The sequence below is a fragment of the Bacillus sp. B4EP4a genome (assembly GCF_006680105.1).
Classification (GTDB): Bacteria; Bacillota; Bacilli; order Bacillales; family DSM-1321; genus Peribacillus; species Peribacillus simplex_E.
The window spans coordinates 50,074-71,656 of record NZ_VHIK01000037.1 but is presented as its reverse complement, the minus strand read 5'-3'; the positions used below and the strand labels follow the sequence as shown (position 1 = coordinate 71,656).

Genomic DNA, 21,583 nt, shown 5'->3' with positions numbered 1-21,583 from the left:
AAAGGAGTTCACCATGAAAAGTACACCCTTGCATATTAAATTGGATCAAAAGCAGGAACAATTGAAATCTGAATTGGATATGCAGGATGATGTAGTTTTTAAACAGGTTTTCATTCCCGGTTATGAGGTTTCAGGATTATTCGTATTTGTCAATGGAACGATGGATTATCCAGCATTCAATGAAATAGTCCTCGATTTATCGGCTGCGCAGGTCGAATCAAGGCACCCGGTTTCCATCGAGATGCTGGTCATTTCCAAAGTCTGTTCAGTCAGGGAACAGGATGTGGAAACATATGAAAAAGCCAAAGAGCATATTTTTGACGGGAAAACACTTTTATTTATAGATGGAATGGTAAACGGCTATGTCTTGAATCTGAAAAAGGAGAAAATTCGTACACTAAGTGAACCTTCGACTGAGAGGGTTGTGCGTGGACCGAAGCTTGGGTTTATCGAAAGTCTCCAGGAAAATATCGGCTTGATAAGGCAATATTCCAACCATCCCAACCTAATCGTCAAACAACAGAAGTTAGGGACGCTTGAAAAGCGGGAAGTTGCATTGATCTATTATGAAGGAAAAGCAAGCGATCCTTTGTTAAAAGAAGTGAATAATCGGATAAATGGAGTAAAAACTACCGATCTTCAAGACTCGGGGATGCTTGAAGAATTAATTGAAGATACATCGTTTAGCCCATTCCCACAGATCCAGAATACGGAGCGCCCGGATAAAGTATTGGCGGCACTGCAGGAAGGAAGGGTGGTCATCATGGTTGACGGCTCGCCATTTGCATTGATGGCACCTACGACGATGACGATGCTGCTGCAGTCACCTGATGATTATTATGAAAGGTGGGTTGCGGGTTCTTTTCTACGTGTTCTTCGTTACTTTTCTTTATTTATTACCGTTTTTCTTTCAGGGATTTATATCTCCTTGGTTTCGTTCAACCCTGGATTGCTGCCGACGGAACTAGCGATGACCATAGCTGGTACAAGGGAGAACGTGCCATTTCCGCCTTTTGTTGAAGCGATAATAATGGAATTGACGATTGAACTGCTTCGTGAAGCAGGCATTCGGCTCCCGGCGCCCATTGGGCAAACGGTTGGATTGGTTGGTGGCGTCATTATTGGACAAGCAGCCGTTCAAGCGAATATTGTGAGTTCCCTGATGGTCATAATCGTTGCGATCACGACGATTACATCTTTTACGGTACCACAATATAGCTTTGGACTGGCATTCAGGGCATTAAGGTTCGGGGCGATGATTTTTTCCGCCGTTCTAGGCCTATTTGGAACCACTTTATACTTTATCATTGTTATCAGTCATTTGTCGAAATTGACCAGCTTTCAAGAACCTTATTTTCAACCAATGGATTTTATCGGTAAAAAAACCTGGAAGGATGCGTTCTTACGGTTACCGAAGCGGAAAAAAGGGGGAGAATTTTCTTGAGCAAAGCTGACGGCAAAATTCTTAGTGGGGAATTGGCCTCGATCATTTCATGCGCCATGTTAGGAGTTGGGATGCTTACGCTTCCAAGGACGATAACGGAAAAAGTTAATACATCCGATGGATGGATCGTCTTGATTTTTAATGGGATCGCTATTGCCCTTTTCATATGCTTATTGGTTGTACTGTTAAAAAAACATAAGGTGGCTAACTATTACACATACATGGAGGAGGCTTATGGAAAGTGGCTCTCCAAAATTTTTGGGTTGATCGTGGTGGTGTACTTTATAGGTGTGGCCAGCTTTGAAGTGCTTGCGATGAGTGAAATGGTCCGATTTTATTTGTTGGAGAATACGCCGGTTGAAATATTGATACTCACATTGATTTTAGCGAGTGTCCATCTATTGACAGGCAAAATTAAAGCCATTGCAAAGGTGTGCGTCTTCTTTTTACCTCTGACAATTGTCATCGTTTTGTTAATTTATATGTTCAGTATTAAAGTAGTCGATATAAAAAATCTGCAGCCTGTACTTGGAAAAGGATTTCTCCCTGTCATGAAAGGAATGGGCTCCGGGACTTTGTCTTTTTTTGGAATTGAACTTTTCATCTTTTTGTTTGGCGTCGTTAAAAATCAAAGCAAGATAAAAAGTGGCGTTTTAATCGGTTTTTTCATACCGATGATATTATATGTAATTACATATGTTCTGGTAGTCGCTACACTGACTGTTCCTGAAGTCAAAGCTGTTACATGGCCAACCATTTCTTTTATTCAATCGTATGAAGTAAAAGGGATATTTATAGAGCGGTTAGAGCTGTTTCTATTAATCACCTGGATTCTTCAGTTCTTTTGTACACATGCAATTTACTATTACTTCGCAGCAGAAGGACTGACGGAAATTTTCAACAATTCATATTCAACGAACCTTATTGTTTTGGTTCCAATCGTTTTTTTTCTGGCCAAAATCCCTAAAAATACAATCGAGATTTTTAAAATGAGCGATTTACTGGGAAAGGTATTTCCCTTTATATTGATTGGGTTGCCAATTATTACATTCACGATCGTTCAAGTGAAAAGGAGTAGAAGAAGCGGATGAAAAGATTATGGTTGATCTTGCTTATCCCTTTGCTTACAGGCTGTTGGGACAGTCAAAATATAGAAGAGTTATCCCTTGTGGTCGGAATGGGAATCGATAATAGTAAAAAGAAAGACGAAATTATGTTAACCCAGCAAATTCTGGTACCTCCAGGAAGTAGTGTTCAGGAGAATCAAGCTCAACTAAAATATAAGAATGTTACAGTCAGTGCCAAAACGTTGCATGAAGCAATAAGGGATTCTTTGCTCATAACCAATACGGTTTTAACCAATCATCAGCGTATCATGCTCATTAATGAAGATGTATTAAAGAAAATCCCGATGGAAGCGATCATTAATCAGGCAATTCGCGATAATAACACAAGGAGAAGTTGTCTTGTTTATTTAACAAAGAGACCGACAAAAGAAATTTTGGGACTAGCCGACGATGGGGAGATCCCTTCGAATGTAATTTATGAATTGAAAGATAATGTGAATCGAACGAATAAAATCCTTCCGCCTTTAACGATGGGCAAAGTTTCCTCAAGTTTGCAATCAGATGGAAGCTTTGCCATTCAGGCCGTTGATATTAGAAGAGGGAAATTAATTTTGGAGGGTGCAGGGGTAATCAACAATTCAAAGTTGGTCGGGGTCATGGATGATGAAGATATAGCTGCTTTAAATTGGTTGAACGGAAATGTGAAGGGCGGAATAATCGAAGCGGTCCAACACGGTAAGCCTATAAGTGTTGAAGTGATCAAAAGGACAAGGAGGAAAGTCACGACGGAATTGAACGGGGATCATTTGACGATCAATGTTAAGGGCGCTTACACAGGAAGACTTTCGGAAGATTGGTATGGTAAGGAAAATTCATTTGAAGAAGCCTATCTAAAAGAGATTGAGCGTATTGCCGAGGATGAAGTGAAGAAGGACGTCAAGAAAATCGTATACAAATTACAGCATGAATATAAAACAGGGGTAGCAGGATTTTATCGTTATGTAGAAAATCAGCATCCAAAGTTTTGGGAGAAAAATAAGCAGAAATGGGACGAAGTTTTCAGTAAAGCCGATATTAATTATGAAGTGGACATAAGGATCATAGACTTCGGTTCAAAAGGAGGGGTAAAGTGAATGGACATACGAATAAAGACCTTCCAAATGGGAAGATTTTTATTCGTATGTCCTCTTTAGTCGATTGATTACTTAATGCCAAAGAAAATGTCCATTCAAGGCTCACTGGATGTTTTAGGCAGATTCGTCACTTCATGTGCAACCCTGATGCCGGATTGAATGGCTCCTTCAATCCATGCTGGTACGGTTGATGTATGCTCACCAGCAAAGTGGACCCTTCCTTCAGGAGTTGGAATGTATGGAAACAAGTCCGTTTCCTGACCAGGTTTAAACATGGAGAAAGCTCCATATGAATACTGATTCAGTGTCCAACTATATGAAGCGCCTGATAAAAAATGATCGTATACTTGTTTTCCATGGACCTGAGCCAAATTTTTCAATGCGTGTTGTATACGGTCTTTTTCAGGAAGTATATCCCACAAAGTGGCGTCATCTTCCCATGTATAACTTGCTAAGATGAGACCGGATTCACTCTGGTTGCTCGTTTGGCTGGGGTAATAAGAAAATCTAATGGGTAAATCGGTCGTCAATTTACCGCCGAAGATTCCTTCCTTTTCCCAAAACCTATGTGTAAATTGAAGTCCAATTTTCGTGGACGCAGCATAATGGAGTTCCCTTATTGCCTTCCACTTATTATGGGAAAATGAATTCCGGGGTTCAATATCCATAAATTGCAACAATTGAAGTGGGATAGTCACGATGGCAAGGTCACCGGTAACCGTTAAGGGGTTTTGGCTTTGAGTATGTTTAGAGTGGATGGTGACTTGATTATCATGTTGGATGAGCTTTGTCACTTCATATCTGAAGTTTAGATTATCCTTCAATTCCGGTAGAAAAGCATAAGGAAGCCGGTCGTTTCCTCCTTCGATTGAAAAAAATTCCATGTCTGGATTTAAGAGTGGCATAAGCTCCCGAAGTATGGCAGGAAAAGAAAGTTCCGGGAATCCTTCTAATCCCAGTAGGACTTTGATGCTTTCAATTGCCCCTGTTGAAAGACTCATTCCTACTGGATTGTACTGTAAAAAGAAGCTCATGGAGTATTTATCAAACTCTTTGATGACTATTTCCCAATTTCTACTTGGGTTTTGAATGATGAAGTCAGTCACAGGCTTAATTGCCATGTTGAGTAATTCTTCAGCTGTTTTACCTCTTTCATGGGGAGCTACAGGGTACCTCAGTATATCCGGGTTCCGTTGATATATGGCAGCGGTTGTCTTGATTCCGTTGGCATAAATGGGATCATTAGGAGTCGCATTAACAAAAGTGTTGACTCGTAAACCATACTTCTTGATGTATTCAGCAACTAAGTAATGATAATTCGGAATGCGCATGGCACCGGCTTCAAGGTAGGAACCTTCTGAAAATGGCTCACGTATGGTCAAAACACGCCCTCCGACCCTCCCGGTTGCTTCCAATATCGTAACCTCGTGCCCCGCTTGTTTTAAAAGGGATGCTGCAACCAACCCAGACATGCCGGCACCAATGATAATGATTTTTTTGGGGATCTGGGAATGCCCCAGGCCATTTCTGATAACAGCAAGCATTTGATCGGGTGAAAGCGGATCTTTGAAAAAGGACAAAGGGTTTTTCTCCTCTCTTGTTACACTTTCTATATGGGATTTAAGCTATCTTATTCCTATTGGGTCACCATTTATGAAGGATCTTATAATAATTTGTCATGATTGATTATAACTATCATATTCCTCTAGGTTTATCCTTTATGTGAATACTCAATTATTAGATATTTAAGGTGCATGAATAAGTTGTTTATTGTTAAAAGATGATGCCATTTTTTTCGGAAGCTAACTATCTAAAGACTACAATTTATAATGGAGCCGAATTTAATTTAGAAAGTTAGAGAAGCAGTGTTCAGCTTTTTTGAACAATGGGATGAAATAACGAAGAATGCTATTCGCAACCTTATTTCAGAAAAAACTCACCAATCTATAAATAGGAATAAAAGTTGATTAAGCAATAAAAAAGCGGATAACTGAGGCAATTATCGTTCTTTGTCTTTTGAAAAAACGCTAATTAGCATAACAATTGGAGTTAGTATAGTTTCATAAATTTTAGCGAGTGCGCATAATAAGTGCTCAGTGAAGAAATAATACGACCCCGTCCTCCCTTGACCGGTGGATTCACTAGTATGAAAAGGCTGGTTCCTTCCAAGAGAATGACAACAGTTCACTCGAGCAGGAGGAGCTTTTAATGCTACGTAAAGAGCTTGAGCAACAGCAGATGGTGAATGATATTTTAAAGCAAGCTTCGTATTCTCGGAACACTAGGCTACATACGCCGATAGTGTTTTAAGGTTAAAAAGCGCAAAATTGTATCATAATATAACCATATACTAAAAGTTTACATAGGTGATGATTTCAGGTCCCATGTTTTAGGAGGACGGGTTTATAGAAGCGAAATATTGCAGAGAATCAAGGGTCATAAGAACGAGTCGTATATTTCCAAATGATGTGAACAATCATAATACATTATTTGGCGGCAAATTAATGAGTGATGTCGATCAAGTAGCATCGATTTCTGCAGCACGTCATAGTCGAAGTGAATGTGTAACTGCTTCAACAGATTCAGTTGACTTTTTACATCCCATTCGTACAACAGATTCAGTGTGTTTTATATCTTATGTGGCATGGACCGGCACATCTTCAATGGAGGTTTTTGTGAAAATTATTGCTGAAGATTTAAAAAGCAGTGTTCGTAGAATTGCAGCGACTGCTCTATTAACATTTGTTGCACTAGATGAACATAAACGTCCAACACGTGTTCCAAAAGTTATTCCGGAGACAGAAGAAGAAAAAAAATTACATGAAACGGCATTAGATCGAGCAAGTATGCGGCAACAGAGAAAACAAAAAAGCAAAGATGTGGCAACGTTTTTAAATGTAGATTATCCTTAACTTTCATATAGTAACCTATAACCTACGAGGTGCAAAGAAGGTAAGAGGCAATCCTTATCAATATCGATCAAGTTGAAAAGCCGGACAATAAGCAAAGTGAAGCATTAGATTTACTAAGTTCACCCCAGTCTTTTTTCCGGCTATCGTTCTCAACATAATGATTAGTTGGGCCTACAAAGGGACGAGTTCGTTTTCATCCAGAAATAACTGTTTATCCATGTCGATGAAATTTAAAATTTGGGATTATTGATCTTCCTGTTGATAGAGGAAAAGGCTTATTGTTTGCGATTCCCCATAACATTACCTCTTCTTAATTAGATCAGTTAAGTCGAGGGAATTTGGCTGCGATAAGTCAAATTGTTGGAACAAACAAAGATATTATAGTTCTGGTGGATTAACGGCTTCATACTTTGAATGGATGCAAAACAATCAGGCCAGTATTGGACAGAAAAAATGGCAGAAAAATTACGAAATAATAGTCATTCTTTTCAAACGGTTTCTTCCATAGCACAAAATTATCAAATAGATATGCGTCTAGCTGCTAACATGGCTCGGTGTAAGTATGAAATTTGGAATCTCTAATTTATTTCTTTAGAAAGAGAGGTTTTTAAGGTGAAAGTAAGCGTCAAATATTCCCCACCTACTACTTGTAAATAGCTCATGAGATAATCTCCTTACATCATACATGTGGAGGTTTTTTTATGAAAAAACGCCTTATAAAGAAAGAATGGGAAGCTCACATCCAAGATTTTAAAGAAAGTGGATTATCAAAAGCTGCTTGGTGTCAAAAACAGAACTTGCCGGTTCATCGGCTATATTATTGGCTCAAGAAATTATCACCTCAAGCTGATAGTCCAACTGAAAGTAAACGTACAAAATGGGTATCTGTGAATATCCCTCCAATAGAAGAAAAAATACATACCACCATCCGCATTCATTTTAAAAAAGCTACAATTGAAATAGATGCACCTTTTACTCCACAAGTGCTTTTACAAGTGATGCAGACGGTAAAACAGCTATGATACCAGAAACAGCCATTGAATGGGTATGTATCGCACAAGGAGCTACAGACTTACGTAAATCTATTGATGGACTGGCAGCCATTGTGAAGGAAGAGTTTGATTTAGATCCCTTTTCTTCTTGTTTATTTGTCTTTTGCAATCGCTCACGCGATAAACTAAAGATTCTCGTGTGGGAACATAATGGTTTTTGGTTGCATTATAGCAGATTGGAAAAAGGAAAGTTTGACTGGCCAACTTAACATCCAAATGTGCCACTTACCATATCAAGAAGGCAACTGAGATGGCTTCTTGACTTCCAAGTCCTATCTGTGGTTATATCGCACAGGGCGAGATGATATCCCCATTGTTCTCTATGACTATCAACCAACAAGAGCAGGCGAACACCCGAAACGTTTTTTAACGGGTTATCAAGGTTATTTACAAGTGATGGATATAGTTATAGTGGTTACAATCAAGTACCGGATGTCACCCTTGTGGGAGTTGGGCGCATGCCAGACGTAAGTTTGATGAATCCTTAAAGGCTTTACCTGATTCACAGAAAGGAAAAAAGGTGAAGGCGAGCGAAGGGTTGTATTTCTGTAATCAACTCTATTCTATCGAAAGATAGCTAAAACATGTCGACCCTACAGAACGACATGAGCAGCGACTGGAAAAAAGCAGGCCCATTCTGGACCTTTTTTCAGCATGGCTTTATGAACAAAAAGATCTCGTTCTACCAAAAAGTGCGCTAGGAAAAGCTATCACTTATTGTTTGAATCAATGGAAGCATCTTGAAGCTTTTTTATTGGACGGGCATTTAGAAATCGACAACAACAGAAGTGAACGTTCCATTAAGCCGTTTGTGATTGGGAGAAAAAATTGGATGTTTTCTAATACACCGCGAGGTGCTAGAGGGAGTGCCATCATGTATAGTGTGGTTGAAACGGCAAAAGAGAACGATTTGAGTCCCTATCATTATCTTCGCTATTTGTTTGAGACGCTGCCAAATATGGATCTAACGAATAAAATAGAAATAGATAAAGTCTTGCCGTGGTCATCTAGTTTACCCTCGGCATGCAGAGTACCGATAAAAAGTGAAGCAAACAAAACATAGTCCCGAAATACACCACCCATGTAGTATTTGGGGGCTACTTGACGTTCACTTTCTTATGGGGTCAGTTGTTGGACAGCTGATTAATAACAATACATAGAATACCACTTGGTATGATTGTCAAAGCAAAAGATGATGCAGGTAAGTCTGACACCAAAGCATATCAATTTATCACGAACCAACGTGGCGATGTCTTAAGCATTCGTGACAGCGAAGATAAAGAAGTCGGTTCATTTCAATACGATGCGTATGGCAATATTTTAGCCGTAAAAGGCACAGTGGCGAAAGAAAACCCAGTACGTTATGCGGGTTATTACTATGATGAAGAAACGAAAAATTATTATTTACAAGCCCGTTATTACAATCCAGAGAATGGATCATTCCTAGCATTAGATCCACACCCAGGTGACGATGATGAACCACTTTCGCAGAATGGGTATACTTATGCGAATAATAATCCCGTAATGTATACAGATCCAGATGGGGAAATTGCAAAATATATTGCTCAAGCATTACTTTTTTTGGCAAAACCTTTAATAAAGAGATATGGAGGAGCAGCTTTAACAAAAGCAAGAAAGTATATGGTTCAAAAAGCTTCTAAATATTTTAAAAAATGGGGTTCTAAATATAGCATTAAGTCTGATGGAGGAGTATTACTTAAAGTTATTGAGAAAGGGAAAGGACGAGTTTTTTCTATAGACTATCATACACTACCAAAGGTAGCTTATTTGAAAAAAATGGGAAAAAAAACCAGTAAGCAATATCGAAAAGGAATTTGGCATTATCATTATAAATCAGGGGTGCATTACATTATAGCTGAATTTATACCAACTAATGTCTATATAAAAACATCAGCAAATTATAAGGTGGTATGGAAATGGAAATATCATTAAATGATTTTTTAGTTGGAGACGGTTTTTCATATATTTTTAAATCTGGGAAGAGAGGGATGATTAATTTTTATTTTTTTATTGATTCAGTTGAAGAGGATTTAACTACGAGTTATAGCCAAAGCTTAAATGAATTTTTTAAAAAATTAAATAAGTATTCGATTTATTTGCATGGAATTAGTGGTTCGAAGGAAATTAATATATCGAAAGGAGCAAAAACATCGAAAGTTGCGCCTAGAAATTATCATCATTTAGTAGAAATAAATAATATTGAAGAGCTAGTCAATTATTTTCCTAAAGCCTATTTGGACGCTTTTAACAATGATAGTATTTTGTTTTCTACTGAGAAAACAATAGAAATGGATTTTACGAGTGACATTGGTTTAGCGAGATTTATTTTGGATTATACAAAAACGACATCAAAAGATAGATATTATCTTTGGGTAGGCCATGACGGAATAGGTTTTGACTTCGTTTCGAATTTTTCTGATTATCCGTACAATAAAGTTCCGATTACAAGTGATGAGGATTAAACGAAAACGTATCAATTTATCATGTTTATCAAAGATTTTGACTTAATATTAAAAGATGATTATGAAAATTATAAAATATTTATAGAACTTGTTATAGAATCAATCGAAGCATGGAGAAAAGGACGTAACTACGATTCATTTCCAACACCTCCAACACCTTTTTTAACGTTCATCCGAAGTGATGTTCAAGATATTTTATCTGATCATCAACAGAAAATTAGATTTTTTTAAAATAAATTTTATTGCCTTTTTTAAAGTTTATTCAAAGAAACAACAATTGACAAAAAGTTCTATAGTAAAGCCCGACCATTCGTTCAAAATGGTCGGGCTTTTTAATGAGGTACAGTTGATTAAATTCGATTATTCAAGATACGTAAACCATTTAAAATAACAAGAATGGTACTACTTGTAATCATACGTGCTTATTGGAAGTTAATTCATTTAAAAGAATCCGTGTATTTATAATCAAACTTTTTTATAAAAATCTCTATAACCTAAAAATCAAATCCATACATTTTGATCAATCTTCGTGCAAAATGTGTGGGTTTCTTCTATTATAAATTCAGCTTTTGCAGCACACTTTTGATCAAACTTTATTTTAACCCTACATTTACAGTGGGAATGGTATTGGAGATGGATAAGCATGTATGTTTTATTACATATTTCATATAGGATTTTCACTAGACTTAGAGCTTAGAAATAGTGAAAAAATTAAGCACGAGGCGCTGGCCGATAAAAGAAGAGAGCATCTGTAAACTACACAGCTGCCCTCCTGATTTTCTCCAAGATCCATTATTAATCTCGTAATTCTGTACAATGAAGTATTTAATCTACCGGACGGTCATCAAAATCATAGTCTACCGTGCCAGGAGCTACACGTGCATTTGTTAATACCGGAGTTTCCGGACGGGCAATTTGATACACACTGGCACCGACAATTTCAGCTGCTTGCTGCAATTTTTCTTTCGATATCTTATCCAGTGTATCTGTAGGCTGGTGATACCAAGGCTCTACAGGGGAATGGATAAACAAGGCGGATGGAATGCCAAGCTCATGGAATGGTTGGTGGTCACTCCTGCCCAGCTGTCCATAAGGAATCGCAACATCCATCGTTCTGGCCCCTGCTGAGGAACCCAGGTCCGTCACAAGGTTTTTCATTCCATCAATGGTATACATAATCAAACCACCTGCAGGATTATCCTCTCCAGCATCACGTCCGCCTATCATATCCATTTGGAAGTGAGCCACCATGCGGTCTACATCCTCTTTGGGAAGGGAATCTGCATAGAAGGATGATCCAACGAGCCCTCTTTCCTCAGATCCGAACGTGAGGAAGCGAATTTCAGTGTCAATTGGCGTTTTGGCCAGGATCCTTGCCAGTTCCAGCACAGCTGATACACCCGAAGCATCATCGTTTGCACCAGGGCCGCCCGGGACAGAATCATGATGGGCTCCAACAGTCACGATTTGACCATTATCCTTATTGGCTTTTGGTTTTAGGGAAGCGATGACATTGTAGGATGTCTTTTCGATTCTTTCAGCTTTTCCCACTTCCAGAGTGGACGTGATTTGTTTAGTTTTAAGCTGTTCGACCAACTCTAACCCTTGGGCTTGGGTAATGGCTACAGCAGGTATATTTTGCCCCGCTGATACTTGTCCGAAATTATTTCCTGATGGTGAGTTGTTGTACATTAAAACGCCAACCGCTCCTTTATTTAGGACATTCTGAACCTTTTCAACAAAGGTAATGTCCCCACGTTCAACTAGTGCAATTTTCCCAGATACATTTTCTCCAACTTCCTCTGGCTTTGCTTTTCCAACATTAACAAGTTCGGCCGTTACCTTCCCGCTGATACTGCCGCTAAGGGCACGCGGTGTTCCTCCTAAATCACTGTCACCAATTTTCACTTTTACATTTTGCACCGTATCATAGATGGGAAAAGGCTGAACCTTTGTTTCAAAACCAAGACTCTTAAACTGACTTTCTATGTATTTGACTGCACGGAGCTCCCCTTCTGTACCAGCAGCCCTCGGTTGCTCTGATAGATAGGCAATCGTATTATACATATTGTCCGCACTAATTTTTTTGATAACTTTGTTATCAAAAGCTGTGTCAGACTGGGCATTTGTTGCCCCGTTTGTTTGTGCAAATACTGTACCAGTTGATAGAACCATACCCGCAGCTAATAGTATTGTTAGTGATTTTCTATACATATAATCCCTCCTTCTTCATAATCTTCCTAATTATGTATTTTACTGAATAGTTTGTAAATGAGTCATTAGTCTTTAAATTCCAACTATCAATCGGTGTCTGACACCCGCTCTCATACTAATAACTTGGTAAATGAACAAAAAGAAAGAGCGTGTTTTGAAAAAAGTTTAATCAAAATACGCTCTTAATATTATTCAATTGATGTGACGAACGAAATGACGATATAACAAATGATATCTTTCGACGGGTCTTGTAATGTTTGTTTTTGACGGTGTCGATGAACAATTAAGATTGTAAACGACAGACCGTATTGATTGGCAGCCTATGTACCAGGCGGGGAAATATAGAAGGAACGTGCAGTACATCGTATTCGTGCCGGACAGGTGTATTGATGGAAGCGGAGTAAATATCATCGACTTGACGGCACCTAAGCAAGGTTAAGAAGCGATCAACCAGAGTAAATATATCCCAATAATAACCTCGATAGAATATTTAAATAAAACAATCAACCAAAACATCATCAAGGACAATACTGTCTTTCTGCAAAACCAAGAAAACTTAGTTTGTGGAATATTATTAAATATTTTCCTTTACAGAGGAGATACTACCAAGAGACAAAGGTAAGAAAGGAAGACAGTATGGATCATATACAAATGGCCCGTGCGATGTTCGGGACGAATATGGCTGTACATATCATATTTGCAACGATCGGCGTCGGGTTACCGATGATGATGTTGGCAGCGGAATTAATGTATCAAAGGACAAAGGATTTACAGTATGTTGTCATGGCTAAACGCTGGACCAAAACATTAGGGGTTTTGCTTGGGGTCGGGATTCCGACTGGTACGATTGCGGGTGTGCAACTGTCACTATTATGGCCTGGGTTTATGGAAGTGATTGGACGTGTCATGGCGCTTCCATTCCAGATCGAGATTTATGCATTCATGGTTGAAGCGCTATTCATGTCAATCTACGTGTATGCTGCTGAAAAAATAAAGCCATGGGCCCGTATCGTAAGTTTATTCTTTGTCGCATTCGGCGCAATGGCTTCGGCGGTTTTGATTTCTAATGTCCATGCTTTTGAAGGGACACCGGCTGGGTTCCGGTTTGAAAATGGGGAAATCGTCGATGTCGATCCTTGGGCGGCATTTTTCAACCCAAGTTTCTTGGTGACGGCAGGTCATACGGCCCTGACTGCTTATACTACAGGTGCTTTTGTCGTAGCGGCCGTTGCAGCCTATAAGATGCTGAAAAATAAATATGGCACTGCTGAATATAATTTTCACCAAAAAGCACTGAGGCTCAGTATTGTATTGGGTTTGGTTTTTTCTTTTTTGACGGCATTGAACGGTCATGCGACTACACAGCATTTATATAGGGAACAGCCGGAGAAACTGGCGGCGGCTGAAGGGTTGTTTGAAACAAAGGACCATGCCGGACTTACCTTGTTCGGTTATACCGATAGGGAAGCCCAGGAAGTGAAGTATGGGATTGAATTCCCATGGTTATTAAGCTTTCTATCCGGTAATAGCTTCGATACGGTCGTGACCGGCTTGAACGATTTTCCAGAAGAGTATTGGCCACCGCTTTATGTCCATATCTTATTCAACGCCATGGTCATCATCGGTTCCAGCTTAATCGCCTTAGCACTGTTTGCATTGGTATGGAATAAATGGCTGAAAAGGGAAACTTATCCGAAATGGGTTCTCTGGCTGTTTGTTGCTGCAGGTCCGCTTTCGGTGATTTCGATTGAATGCGGTTGGATTTTTGCTTGTACAGGCAGACAGCCATGGACGATATACAGGATGCTGACTACTGAGGATTCAGTCACTTCGTACGAAAACCTTGGATTTTTATTCACGATGTTCATTATTGTATATATCATTTTATGCGTTTCTGTCGTATTTACACTTTTGTATTATTTCAAACGTCATTCCGTTATGGATGATATTTATAAAGCAGAACAAAAAGATGTAAGGCTTTTCGATTCGAATTCATAAAAGGGGGGAAGGCGGTTGAGTGATGCTCTTCTTGCAATAACATTGGTCTGGGGCTTTATTTTTCTTTATGCCATCATGGCCTCTATGGATTTTGGCGCCGGCTTCTGGGCAATGACTTACATTAAAAAGGAAGAAACGAATGCTACGAAGATTGCAAATAGCTATTTATCACCGACTTGGGAAGTGACTAATACTTTTGTGGTTGGTCTTGTAATTGCGATTTACAGTTTATTTCCAGGTGCGGTTTTCCCGATTGGGGTAGCCTTGATCGTTCCTGCGAGCCTGATATTGGTTTTGCTATGTATTAGGAGCGCTTTCTTGGTTTTCGCGCATAGCGTAGACAAATATGAAAAAGCGTTAACATATATCTCAGGATTGACGGGATTGATCATACCCGGGCTATTAATCAGTGTATTGCCCATCACCCATCTTGGATTTGTCGAAGGCGTGAGAGGAAATGAAGAATTGAATCTAACTAAACTTTTCACGAGTCCGAATGAGTATGCATTTGTGGGGTTTGGAATCATGAGCACGCTTTTTTTATCATCTTTGCTCCTGTCTGATTACTCAAAGCAGGCTGACGAAATGAAAGCATTCAAAATATATCGCAGGGATGCGATGATAACGGGACCGCTTATGTTAGTCATGGCTCTGTTGGTTATGCTCACGTTAAAAAACGAAGCGAATTGGATCTACCAAGAAATGATGAAAAACTCGGCATTGTTATTCGTCTCGCTCGTTTTTTTTATCATTAGCGGGATAGCACTGTACTTACCCTATTTTTCTAAGCAGGAGGTTAAAGGGATGCCTCGCGTCGCTGTAATAGCGATTATCATTCAGTATTTAATCGGCAGTTATGTTTATGGTATCGCACATTTACCTTATATCATATATCCAAATGTCACGATTCTTTCAGGATTTACCGATCCAACATCTTTCCGGGCCGTTTTTGCCACATATATCGTGGGCTTTGCGATATTAGTGCCAGGGTTCTATTATTTCTGGTCCATCTTCATGAAAGATCAGCGTCGAAAGTTCAAACGGCGGCAAATGTCAAATTAGTTCATCTTGGAAAAGAGAGGTTATCACTATGAAAAAGTTAGATCTGCTAAAATATGCGGTTTTAGTCATCTCACTCTTTTTGAGCTATCAAGCGGTTGAAGCGCATGATAAAAATTTTCAGGTCGATGGCACTTATATTTCAACAAAAAGAGATGTAACAGGTGACCAGAAAATAGACATCATCCAGGTTCAGGGTTTGCCATATGAGGAAGGAAGCAAGTTTCTGAAGAAAATTGAGTTAAGTGTGGAAAGCAATCGACGTACAATCAGCGTCCCGCTTGAAGCTGGGTATAATCCAGATCTCAAGGTTGCCGACTTGAATAATGATGGGGTCCAGGATGTATTGGTCACGGTTTTGATGGAAGGTAGAGAGCGGTTGATAACCAGTTACGCCTATACGTTCAAGGATGGAAAAGTGAGGAAACTGGAAATCCCTCCATCCGTTCCCGTAATGGCCCAATTTCTTGACGGATACAAAGCGAAAATCATCATTGAAGGTCAAAAGCCTGTGGTGATAGATGTCAGTTCCAGAAAACAAGCTTATGATGAAATGGGCATTTATCTAAATGGAAAATTAAATGAACCGACAGAGCTTATGGTTGATCCATATTCTTCACTGGACTTAAAGAACGTTTTTGGGAAAGGGAAAGCGCTTGTGGGAGTCCAAAATGTAAAAGGGTCCGATGAACGTGATTCGATACTGGAAATCAAATCAGTATGGAAGTATAACAATGGTTGGCAGCTTGTAAAAGCCCAAGTTAAACCGGTCAAGGGAAGAAATAAATAGTGAATGTTATCATGGGATAGGCTTGCATGTGACATAGTTCAGGCATACTTTAGTTAAATAAAGAAGATGACAGCTCTTGGTATTGAGGGCTGTTTTTTGTTTAAATTAAAAATTGACAATTTTTAAATATTTGGTAAAATCTAAATAAATCCAGTTAACTACATATCCACACTCATTATGTTGTTAAATGTAAGCGGATACAAAGGGGGGTGCAGTCTTACGGAGTTAAAAGAAAAAATAATTGAAACGTCGCTGACTCTCTTCGATCAGCATGGTTTTCATGGTGTCTCCGTTAACGAAATCGTTAAGGCATGCGGAACTAGCAAGGGGGGGTTTTATCACCATTTCTCTTCCAAAGATGAACTCCTATTTGTCATTCATGATTACTTTATTTCATATGTTTTAATAAAAGCACAGGAAGCCATTTCAGAAAGTACCCATCCAACAGAAAAAATGCAAAAGATCATTCAATCATTCGTTAAAGTTTTTGACCTCTATAAACCACACATCTCAGTTTTCTATCAAGAAAGCATTTACTTAAAACCACCTTATGTTGAAGCAATTAAAAAAAAGCGTCAAATGTATAAAGAAATCATTTTTACCGTCATTAAAGAAGGCATTGACAAAGGAGTGTTCCGCAGCGAATTGCCAGTGGAAATTACCGGAATGTCAATTCTGGGCATGGTGAACTGGTCCTACAAATGGTACAAAAGGGACGGTGGAAAAACGATTGATGAAATCGGTGATATTTACGTAGATCTAATTCTGAATGCCCTATTGACAGATGAAGAAAAAGATGCGGAAATCACCCAACCATTTCTACTGAAGAACAATGTTGTTGTCGATTAAACAATTAACTTGATTTGTACAGACCAACTAGTCGGTCTCAATTGAAAGGGGAATGAACATATGGATTTTTCACTTACAAAAGAACAGCAGATGATTAAGGAAATGGTTAAGGAATTTGCCGAAAAGGAAATTAAACCCATTGCGATTGAGCTGGATGCAAAGTCCATGTTTGCGGAGGATGTATTCAAAAAAATGGGGAAACTCGGGTTACTTGGAATTCCATTTCCTGAAGAATATGGCGGTTCGGGCGGAGATACGATTTCATATGCCATTGCAGTTGAAGAGGTTGGCAAGGCGTGCGGGGGAACCGGCTTAAGTTATGCTGCAGCAGTTTCGCTCGGAGCAAGTCCAATTTACTATTTTGGAACCGAAGAACAGAAGCAAAAATATCTGGTTCCAATCACGACCGGTGAAACTCTGGCAGCTTTCGGGTTGACAGAGCCTAATGCGGGTTCCGATGCTGGCGGTACGAGAACCACTGCTGTGTTGGAAGGTGATGAATATGTGATCAATGGTGAGAAAACATGGATTACAAATGCCAGCTATTCAAGAACCGTTACCGTCACTGCTGTATCGGGCAAAGATTCCAAGGGCAAGAATATCATCTCGGCATTCATCGTGCCAACCGATACCCAAGGGCTTACGATCAATAGCAATTATGAAAAAATGGGAGTTCGGGCTTCCAATACTTGTGAAATCATTCTGGATAACGTCCGGGTACCAAAGAAAAATTTATTGGGAGATCCAGACAAAGGGTTCAAACAATTCTTATTCACTCTGGATGGAGGAAGGATTTCCATTGCAGCTTTGGCCGTCGGTATCGCTCAGGCTGCCTTTGATAAAGCTTTAGCTTTTTCAAAAGAGCGCATACAATTCGGTAAATCGATATCAAATTTCCAGGCCATTCAATTCAAGCTGGCAGACATGGCGATGGAAATTGAACTGGCGAGGAATATGGTATATAAGGCGGCTTGGTTAAAAGACAATAAAAAGCCTTTTGCAAAGGAAGCGGCATACGCCAAGCTTTTTGCAAGTGAAACCGCTTTCCGGGCCAGCAATCAAGCGATTCAAATACATGGCGGTTCTGGTTACATGCGCGAATATGAAGTGGAGCGCTATTTAAGAGATGCTAAGTTATTGGAAATTGGTGAAGGCACATCCGAAATTCAAAGAATCGTTATCGCCAGACAATTAGGCTGTTAATCTTTATGGAACGTAAAATGAACGATGATGCTTTGGTTCATTTTGGTGAAAAGCAGATGTTATCTATACAGCAAAACGCGTTCATTCTTACTTTTATTTGATTAGGAGGAGTTTGATGTCTGATTTGCTAGATATTACTATCGGGAAATTGCTTGAAAGGACAGCTGAACAATATGGTGATAATGAAGCTGTGGTGTACCATGAACTGGGCCTCCGCCATTCCTATCGCGAATTTGAAAAGATTTGCCGAAAGGCGGCCAGGGGGTTCATGTCACTCGATATAAAAAAAGGGGAACATATCGCCATTTGGGCGTCCAATAAACCGGAATGGCTTATATCCCAATTTTCCACCGCGAAAATGGGCGGGGTGCTGGTTACGGTCAACACTAATTACCGTACAAGTGAACTGGAATACTTGCTTAAGCAATCGGATGCGACCACGATCATCCTGATGGAACAATATAAGGATCATTCATATATAGATACGCTGTACGAAATCGTACCTGAATTGAAAAATGCAGAACCAGGAAAATTACAATCTGAGAAACTGCCAAAATTGAAAAATATCATCGTTTTAGGTGAAGCGCGTTATCCCGGAACGTTTTCGTGGGATGATGTCATTAGCGGAAGCGAATCCATTTCGGAGGAGTCACTGGACATGAGGATGGAGGAATTGGCTCCCGATGATGTGATTAATATGCAATATACATCAGGGACGACAGGATTTCCAAAAGGAGTGATGTTGACGCATTCAAACTTGGTCAACAACGGATTGAATGTCGCGGAATGCATGAGACTTACCGAAGTTGACCGGCTTTGCATCCCGGTTCCGTTTTTTCATTGTTTCGGCTGTTCCCTTGGTACGATGGCCTCGGTTTCTGTAGGGGCAACAATGGTGCCGATTGTGGAATTTAATCCACGCGTCGTCCTTCAAACCGTTGAAGCCGAAAAATGTACGGGACTTCATGGTGTTCCGACGATGTTCATCGCTCAACTTAATCTCGATGACTTTGACCAGTATGATTTACGTTCGTTGCGGACTGGAATCATGGCAGGCTCCACATGTCCGATTGAAGTCATGAAAAGCGTGGTGAATAAGATGGGAATCTCGGAAATCACGATTACTTATGGTCAAACGGAATCGTCTCCAGGAATTACGATGACAAGAACGGACGATCCGATCGAACTTCGTGTTTCCTCAGTGGGAAGGGCTTTGCCGAAAGTGGAAGTGAAAATTGTCGATCCAGTTACCGGGGAAGAAGTCCAGCGGGGCAAACAAGGGGAACTCTGTTCGAGGGGATACCATGTAATGAAGGGATATTATAATAACCCGGAGGCCACTGAGCAGGCGATTGACCGGGAAGGCTGGCTTCATACGGGTGATTTAGCGGTGATGGATGAAAGGGGTTATTGCAAGATTACAGGTAGGCTGAAAGACATGATCATTCGCGGAGGGGAAAATATCTATCCCCGTGAGATTGAAGAATTCCTCTATCAACATCCTGCAATTGTCGATGTCCAGGTACTCGGCGTTCCAGATCAGAAGTATGGGGAAGAGGTAGCGGCATGGATCATTTTGAAAGCAGGAGAAACACTGACGGAGAAAGAATTGATAGAGTATTGCAAAGGGAAAATATCTTTTCATAAAATTCCCCGTTACATTCAATTTACCGATGCTTATCCCATGACTGCATCCGGGAAAATCCAAAAGTATAAGCTTCGGCAACAAACTCTTGATCTATTATCGGAACGCACTAAATAAGGAGGGTATCGAATGATTCGAAAAATTCTTATCGCAAACAGGGGAGAAATAGCATCACGCATTATTCGTACATGCAGGAAGTTGGGAATACTTACTGTCGCCGTCCATTCGGAAGCAGATGCGGATTCGCCATTTGTGGGATTGGCGGATGAGGCATATTTATTGGGTGGCCCGAGAGTACAGGAAAGCTATTTAAACGTCAAAAAGATTTTGGAAATAGCTAAGAAAACGGGAGTGGAAGCCATTCATCCTGGATACGGATTTCTTAGTGAAAACGCAGATTTCGCACGTTCATGCGAAGAAGCGGGCTTGATATTCATTGGTCCAAAACCAGAAATCATCCAGCAGATGGGCAATAAAGTCGAGGCACGGAAAAAGATGGAACAAGCGGGACTTCCATTGGTGCCTGGATTTTCACGTCCGTTAATTGATAGTGCAGAAGCGGCAGCCGTTGCCGAAAAAATTGGCTATCCAGTCATGTTAAAAGCAGCAGCAGGCGGCGGGGGAATCGGCATGCAGGCCGTTGCTAATGAAGATGAATTGACCAAGGCCTTCGAAGGGAATCAAAAACGTGCCCAATTGTTTTTTGGCAATGGAGATATGTTCATAGAAAAACTGATTGAGAAGCCTCGTCATATCGAAATTCAGGTATTGGCGGATTCCTTTGGGAATGCTGTTTACTTATGGGAAAGGGAATGCTCCGTTCAAAGGCGCCACCAAAAGGTCGTAGAAGAGGCTCCCTCTTCTTTCCTTGACGAAGAAACAAGAAACAGGATGGGAATGGCTGCAGTGACAGCGGTAAAATCCATTGGTTATAGCAATGCGGGCACCCTCGAATTTTTAGTTGATGGTGATAAAAATTTTTATTTCCTGGAAATGAATACACGTCTTCAGGTTGAGCATCCTGTCACCGAAGAAATTACGGGGCTGGATTTAGTCGAGCAGCAAATTAAAATTGCATCGGGCAACAAATTGGAATTCACTCAAAGTGAGATTAAACAGGATGGACACTCCATTGAAGTGCGCATATACGCTGAAGACCCGAAAACGTTTTATCCAGCACCGGGGAGAATCACCAGCATGGAACTTCCGGAAGGGGAAGGGATCCGTCATGAATTGGCGGTTCATGGAACTTCCGTCGTGTCCCACTTTTATGATCCGATGATCGCCAAATTGGTAGTGAGCGGCGATTCAAGGGATAAAGCGATCAAGAGATTAAGAGAAGCGCTGGCAAACTATAAAATAGAAGGAATAAAAACAAACCTTCCTTTGCTTATGGAAATAATTTCTCATGAAGCTTTTTCCCAAGGAGATACGACTACGGATTTCATTGCGAAATATATTAAAAAATTGACTGTATAACGCATATTTTAAAACAAAATGATCAGGAGGAATGTAAGATGGCAGAATTAAAGGCAAGCATGGCAGGAAGCGTTTGGAAAATCGTAGCGAATGAGGGGCAAAGTGTAACAGACGGACAGGACATCATTATCTTGGAATCAATGAAAATGGAAATCCCCATTGCAGCCGAAGAAGCTGGCACCATCAAAGAACTTAAAGTGAATGAGGGAGATTTCGTAAATGAGGGCGACATTTTGGCCGTCATTGAATAAAAGG

General features: G+C 40.0%; 18 protein-coding genes and 1 pseudogene. 17 read left to right on the top strand and 2 right to left on the bottom strand.

Annotated elements, in window-relative coordinates:
• Nucleotides 1–13 precede the first annotated feature (13 nt).
• Genes FNK51_RS18415 through FNK51_RS18405 form a run of 3 tightly spaced genes read left to right on the top strand, consistent with a single transcriptional unit; the run spans nucleotide 14 to nucleotide 3,644 of the window.
• Nucleotides 14–1,444 carry a spore germination protein gene (locus FNK51_RS18415; RefSeq protein WP_141994243.1) on the top strand — a complete coding sequence of 477 codons (1,431 nt, stop codon included), beginning with the start codon at nucleotides 14–16 and terminating at the stop codon, nucleotides 1,442–1,444.
• Nucleotides 1,441–2,535, top strand: a complete 1,095-nt coding sequence (locus tag FNK51_RS18410; RefSeq protein ID WP_141994242.1) for a GerAB/ArcD/ProY family transporter — start codon at nucleotides 1,441–1,443, stop codon at nucleotides 2,533–2,535. Before FNK51_RS18415 ends, FNK51_RS18410 begins: the two co-directional genes overlap by 4 nt.
• Nucleotides 2,532–3,644 (top strand): Ger(x)C family spore germination protein, encoded by a 1,113-nt coding sequence (locus tag FNK51_RS18405; RefSeq protein ID WP_141994241.1) that lies wholly within the window; start codon nucleotides 2,532–2,534, stop codon nucleotides 3,642–3,644. Before FNK51_RS18410 ends, FNK51_RS18405 begins: the two co-directional genes overlap by 4 nt.
• A 95-nt stretch (nucleotides 3,645–3,739) precedes the next feature.
• Here FNK51_RS18405 and FNK51_RS18400 read toward each other — a convergent pair whose 3' ends face one another.
• Nucleotides 3,740–5,188, bottom strand: coding sequence for a flavin monoamine oxidase family protein (locus tag FNK51_RS18400; RefSeq protein WP_181762294.1), 1,449 nt, complete (start codon nucleotides 5,186–5,188; stop codon nucleotides 3,740–3,742).
• Nucleotides 5,189–6,049: 861 nt separating this feature from the next.
• Between FNK51_RS18400 and FNK51_RS18395 the strand changes: the two genes are divergently transcribed.
• The 6 genes and pseudogenes from FNK51_RS18395 (at nucleotide 6,050) to FNK51_RS18370 (ending at nucleotide 10,091) form a co-directional block, all read left to right on the top strand.
• Nucleotides 6,050–6,556: an acyl-CoA thioesterase gene (locus FNK51_RS18395; protein ID WP_098371969.1), complete on the top strand. Its 507-nt coding sequence runs from the start codon at nucleotides 6,050–6,052 to the stop codon at nucleotides 6,554–6,556.
• 701 nt (nucleotides 6,557–7,257) lie between these two features.
• The gene (gene tnpA, locus FNK51_RS18390; RefSeq protein ID WP_141994239.1) at nucleotides 7,258–7,578 is read left to right on the top strand and encodes an IS66 family insertion sequence element accessory protein TnpA; all 321 of its coding nucleotides are present in this window, start codon (nucleotides 7,258–7,260) and stop codon (nucleotides 7,576–7,578) included.
• A complete protein-coding gene (gene tnpB, locus FNK51_RS18385; protein WP_141994238.1) occupies nucleotides 7,575–7,817 on the top strand; it encodes an IS66 family insertion sequence element accessory protein TnpB in 243 nt (80 codons plus the stop codon). The genes tnpA and tnpB overlap by 4 nt, the downstream gene beginning before the upstream one ends.
• 55 nt (nucleotides 7,818–7,872) lie before the next feature.
• A pseudogene (gene tnpC, locus FNK51_RS18380) lies at nucleotides 7,873–8,671 on the top strand (IS66 family transposase); the annotation flags it as partial.
• A 110-nt stretch (nucleotides 8,672–8,781) separates the two neighbouring features.
• Nucleotides 8,782–9,561, top strand: coding sequence for an RHS repeat-associated core domain-containing protein (locus tag FNK51_RS18375; protein WP_141994237.1), 780 nt, complete (start codon nucleotides 8,782–8,784; stop codon nucleotides 9,559–9,561).
• A complete protein-coding gene (locus FNK51_RS18370) occupies nucleotides 9,546–10,091 on the top strand; it encodes a hypothetical protein (RefSeq protein WP_141994236.1) in 546 nt (181 codons plus the stop codon). The genes FNK51_RS18375 and FNK51_RS18370 overlap by 16 nt, the downstream gene beginning before the upstream one ends.
• A gap of 825 nt (nucleotides 10,092–10,916) precedes the next feature.
• Here FNK51_RS18370 and FNK51_RS18365 read toward each other — a convergent pair.
• Nucleotides 10,917–12,305 (bottom strand): M28 family peptidase, encoded by a 1,389-nt coding sequence (locus tag FNK51_RS18365; protein ID WP_141994235.1) that lies wholly within the window; start codon nucleotides 12,303–12,305, stop codon nucleotides 10,917–10,919.
• A gap of 636 nt (nucleotides 12,306–12,941) precedes the next feature.
• Between FNK51_RS18365 and FNK51_RS18360 the strand changes: the two genes are divergently transcribed.
• From FNK51_RS18360 to FNK51_RS18325, 8 genes are all read left to right on the top strand, one after another.
• On the top strand, nucleotides 12,942–14,303 hold the full coding sequence (locus FNK51_RS18360; protein ID WP_098371973.1) for a cytochrome ubiquinol oxidase subunit I: 1,362 nt from the start codon (nucleotides 12,942–12,944) through the stop codon (nucleotides 14,301–14,303).
• A gap of 15 nt (nucleotides 14,304–14,318) precedes the next feature.
• On the top strand, nucleotides 14,319–15,365 hold the full coding sequence (locus FNK51_RS18355; protein WP_141994234.1) for a cytochrome d ubiquinol oxidase subunit II: 1,047 nt from the start codon (nucleotides 14,319–14,321) through the stop codon (nucleotides 15,363–15,365).
• Between the two features lie 28 nt (nucleotides 15,366–15,393).
• Entirely contained in the window at nucleotides 15,394–16,152 is a 759-nt protein-coding gene (locus FNK51_RS18350) for a hypothetical protein (protein ID WP_141994233.1), read from the top strand.
• A gap of 177 nt (nucleotides 16,153–16,329) precedes the next feature.
• On the top strand, nucleotides 16,330–17,001 hold the full coding sequence (locus FNK51_RS18345) for a TetR/AcrR family transcriptional regulator (RefSeq protein ID WP_141994232.1): 672 nt from the start codon (nucleotides 16,330–16,332) through the stop codon (nucleotides 16,999–17,001).
• A 60-nt stretch (nucleotides 17,002–17,061) separates the two neighbouring features.
• Nucleotides 17,062–18,204, top strand: coding sequence for an acyl-CoA dehydrogenase family protein (locus FNK51_RS18340; protein WP_141994231.1), 1,143 nt, complete (start codon nucleotides 17,062–17,064; stop codon nucleotides 18,202–18,204).
• A 124-nt stretch (nucleotides 18,205–18,328) separates the two neighbouring features.
• Nucleotides 18,329–19,966 carry an AMP-binding protein gene (locus FNK51_RS18335; protein WP_098372021.1) on the top strand — a complete coding sequence of 546 codons (1,638 nt, stop codon included), beginning with the start codon at nucleotides 18,329–18,331 and terminating at the stop codon, nucleotides 19,964–19,966.
• Between the two features lie 12 nt (nucleotides 19,967–19,978).
• Nucleotides 19,979–21,328, top strand: a complete 1,350-nt coding sequence (locus tag FNK51_RS18330) for an acetyl-CoA carboxylase biotin carboxylase subunit (RefSeq protein WP_141994230.1) — start codon at nucleotides 19,979–19,981, stop codon at nucleotides 21,326–21,328.
• Between the two features lie 38 nt (nucleotides 21,329–21,366).
• The gene (locus FNK51_RS18325; RefSeq protein WP_076371237.1) at nucleotides 21,367–21,579 is read left to right on the top strand and encodes an acetyl-CoA carboxylase biotin carboxyl carrier protein subunit; all 213 of its coding nucleotides are present in this window, start codon (nucleotides 21,367–21,369) and stop codon (nucleotides 21,577–21,579) included.
• The last annotated feature ends 4 nt before the right edge of the window (nucleotides 21,580–21,583 follow it).

Coding starts and splice junctions, on each gene's coding strand:
- FNK51_RS18415 (WP_141994243.1), top strand. CDS start 14: ATGAAAAGTACACCCTTGCATATTAAATTGGATCAAAAGCAGGAACAA.
- FNK51_RS18405 (WP_141994241.1), top strand. CDS start 2,532: ATGAAAAGATTATGGTTGATCTTGCTTATCCCTTTGCTTACAGGCTGT.
- FNK51_RS18400 (WP_181762294.1), bottom strand. CDS start 5,188: ATGCTTGCTGTTATCAGAAATGGCCTGGGGCATTCCCAGATCCCCAAA.
- tnpA (WP_141994239.1), top strand. CDS start 7,258: ATGAAAAAACGCCTTATAAAGAAAGAATGGGAAGCTCACATCCAAGAT.
- tnpB (WP_141994238.1), top strand. CDS start 7,575: ATGATACCAGAAACAGCCATTGAATGGGTATGTATCGCACAAGGAGCT.
- FNK51_RS18375 (WP_141994237.1), top strand. CDS start 8,782: ATGATTGTCAAAGCAAAAGATGATGCAGGTAAGTCTGACACCAAAGCA.
- FNK51_RS18370 (WP_141994236.1), top strand. CDS start 9,546: ATGGAAATATCATTAAATGATTTTTTAGTTGGAGACGGTTTTTCATAT.
- FNK51_RS18365 (WP_141994235.1), bottom strand. CDS start 12,305: ATGTATAGAAAATCACTAACAATACTATTAGCTGCGGGTATGGTTCTA.
- FNK51_RS18360 (WP_098371973.1), top strand. CDS start 12,942: ATGGATCATATACAAATGGCCCGTGCGATGTTCGGGACGAATATGGCT.
- FNK51_RS18350 (WP_141994233.1), top strand. CDS start 15,394: ATGAAAAAGTTAGATCTGCTAAAATATGCGGTTTTAGTCATCTCACTC.
- FNK51_RS18345 (WP_141994232.1), top strand. CDS start 16,330: ATGTTGTTAAATGTAAGCGGATACAAAGGGGGGTGCAGTCTTACGGAG.
- FNK51_RS18340 (WP_141994231.1), top strand. CDS start 17,062: ATGGATTTTTCACTTACAAAAGAACAGCAGATGATTAAGGAAATGGTT.
- FNK51_RS18330 (WP_141994230.1), top strand. CDS start 19,979: ATGATTCGAAAAATTCTTATCGCAAACAGGGGAGAAATAGCATCACGC.
- FNK51_RS18325 (WP_076371237.1), top strand. CDS start 21,367: ATGGCAGAATTAAAGGCAAGCATGGCAGGAAGCGTTTGGAAAATCGTA.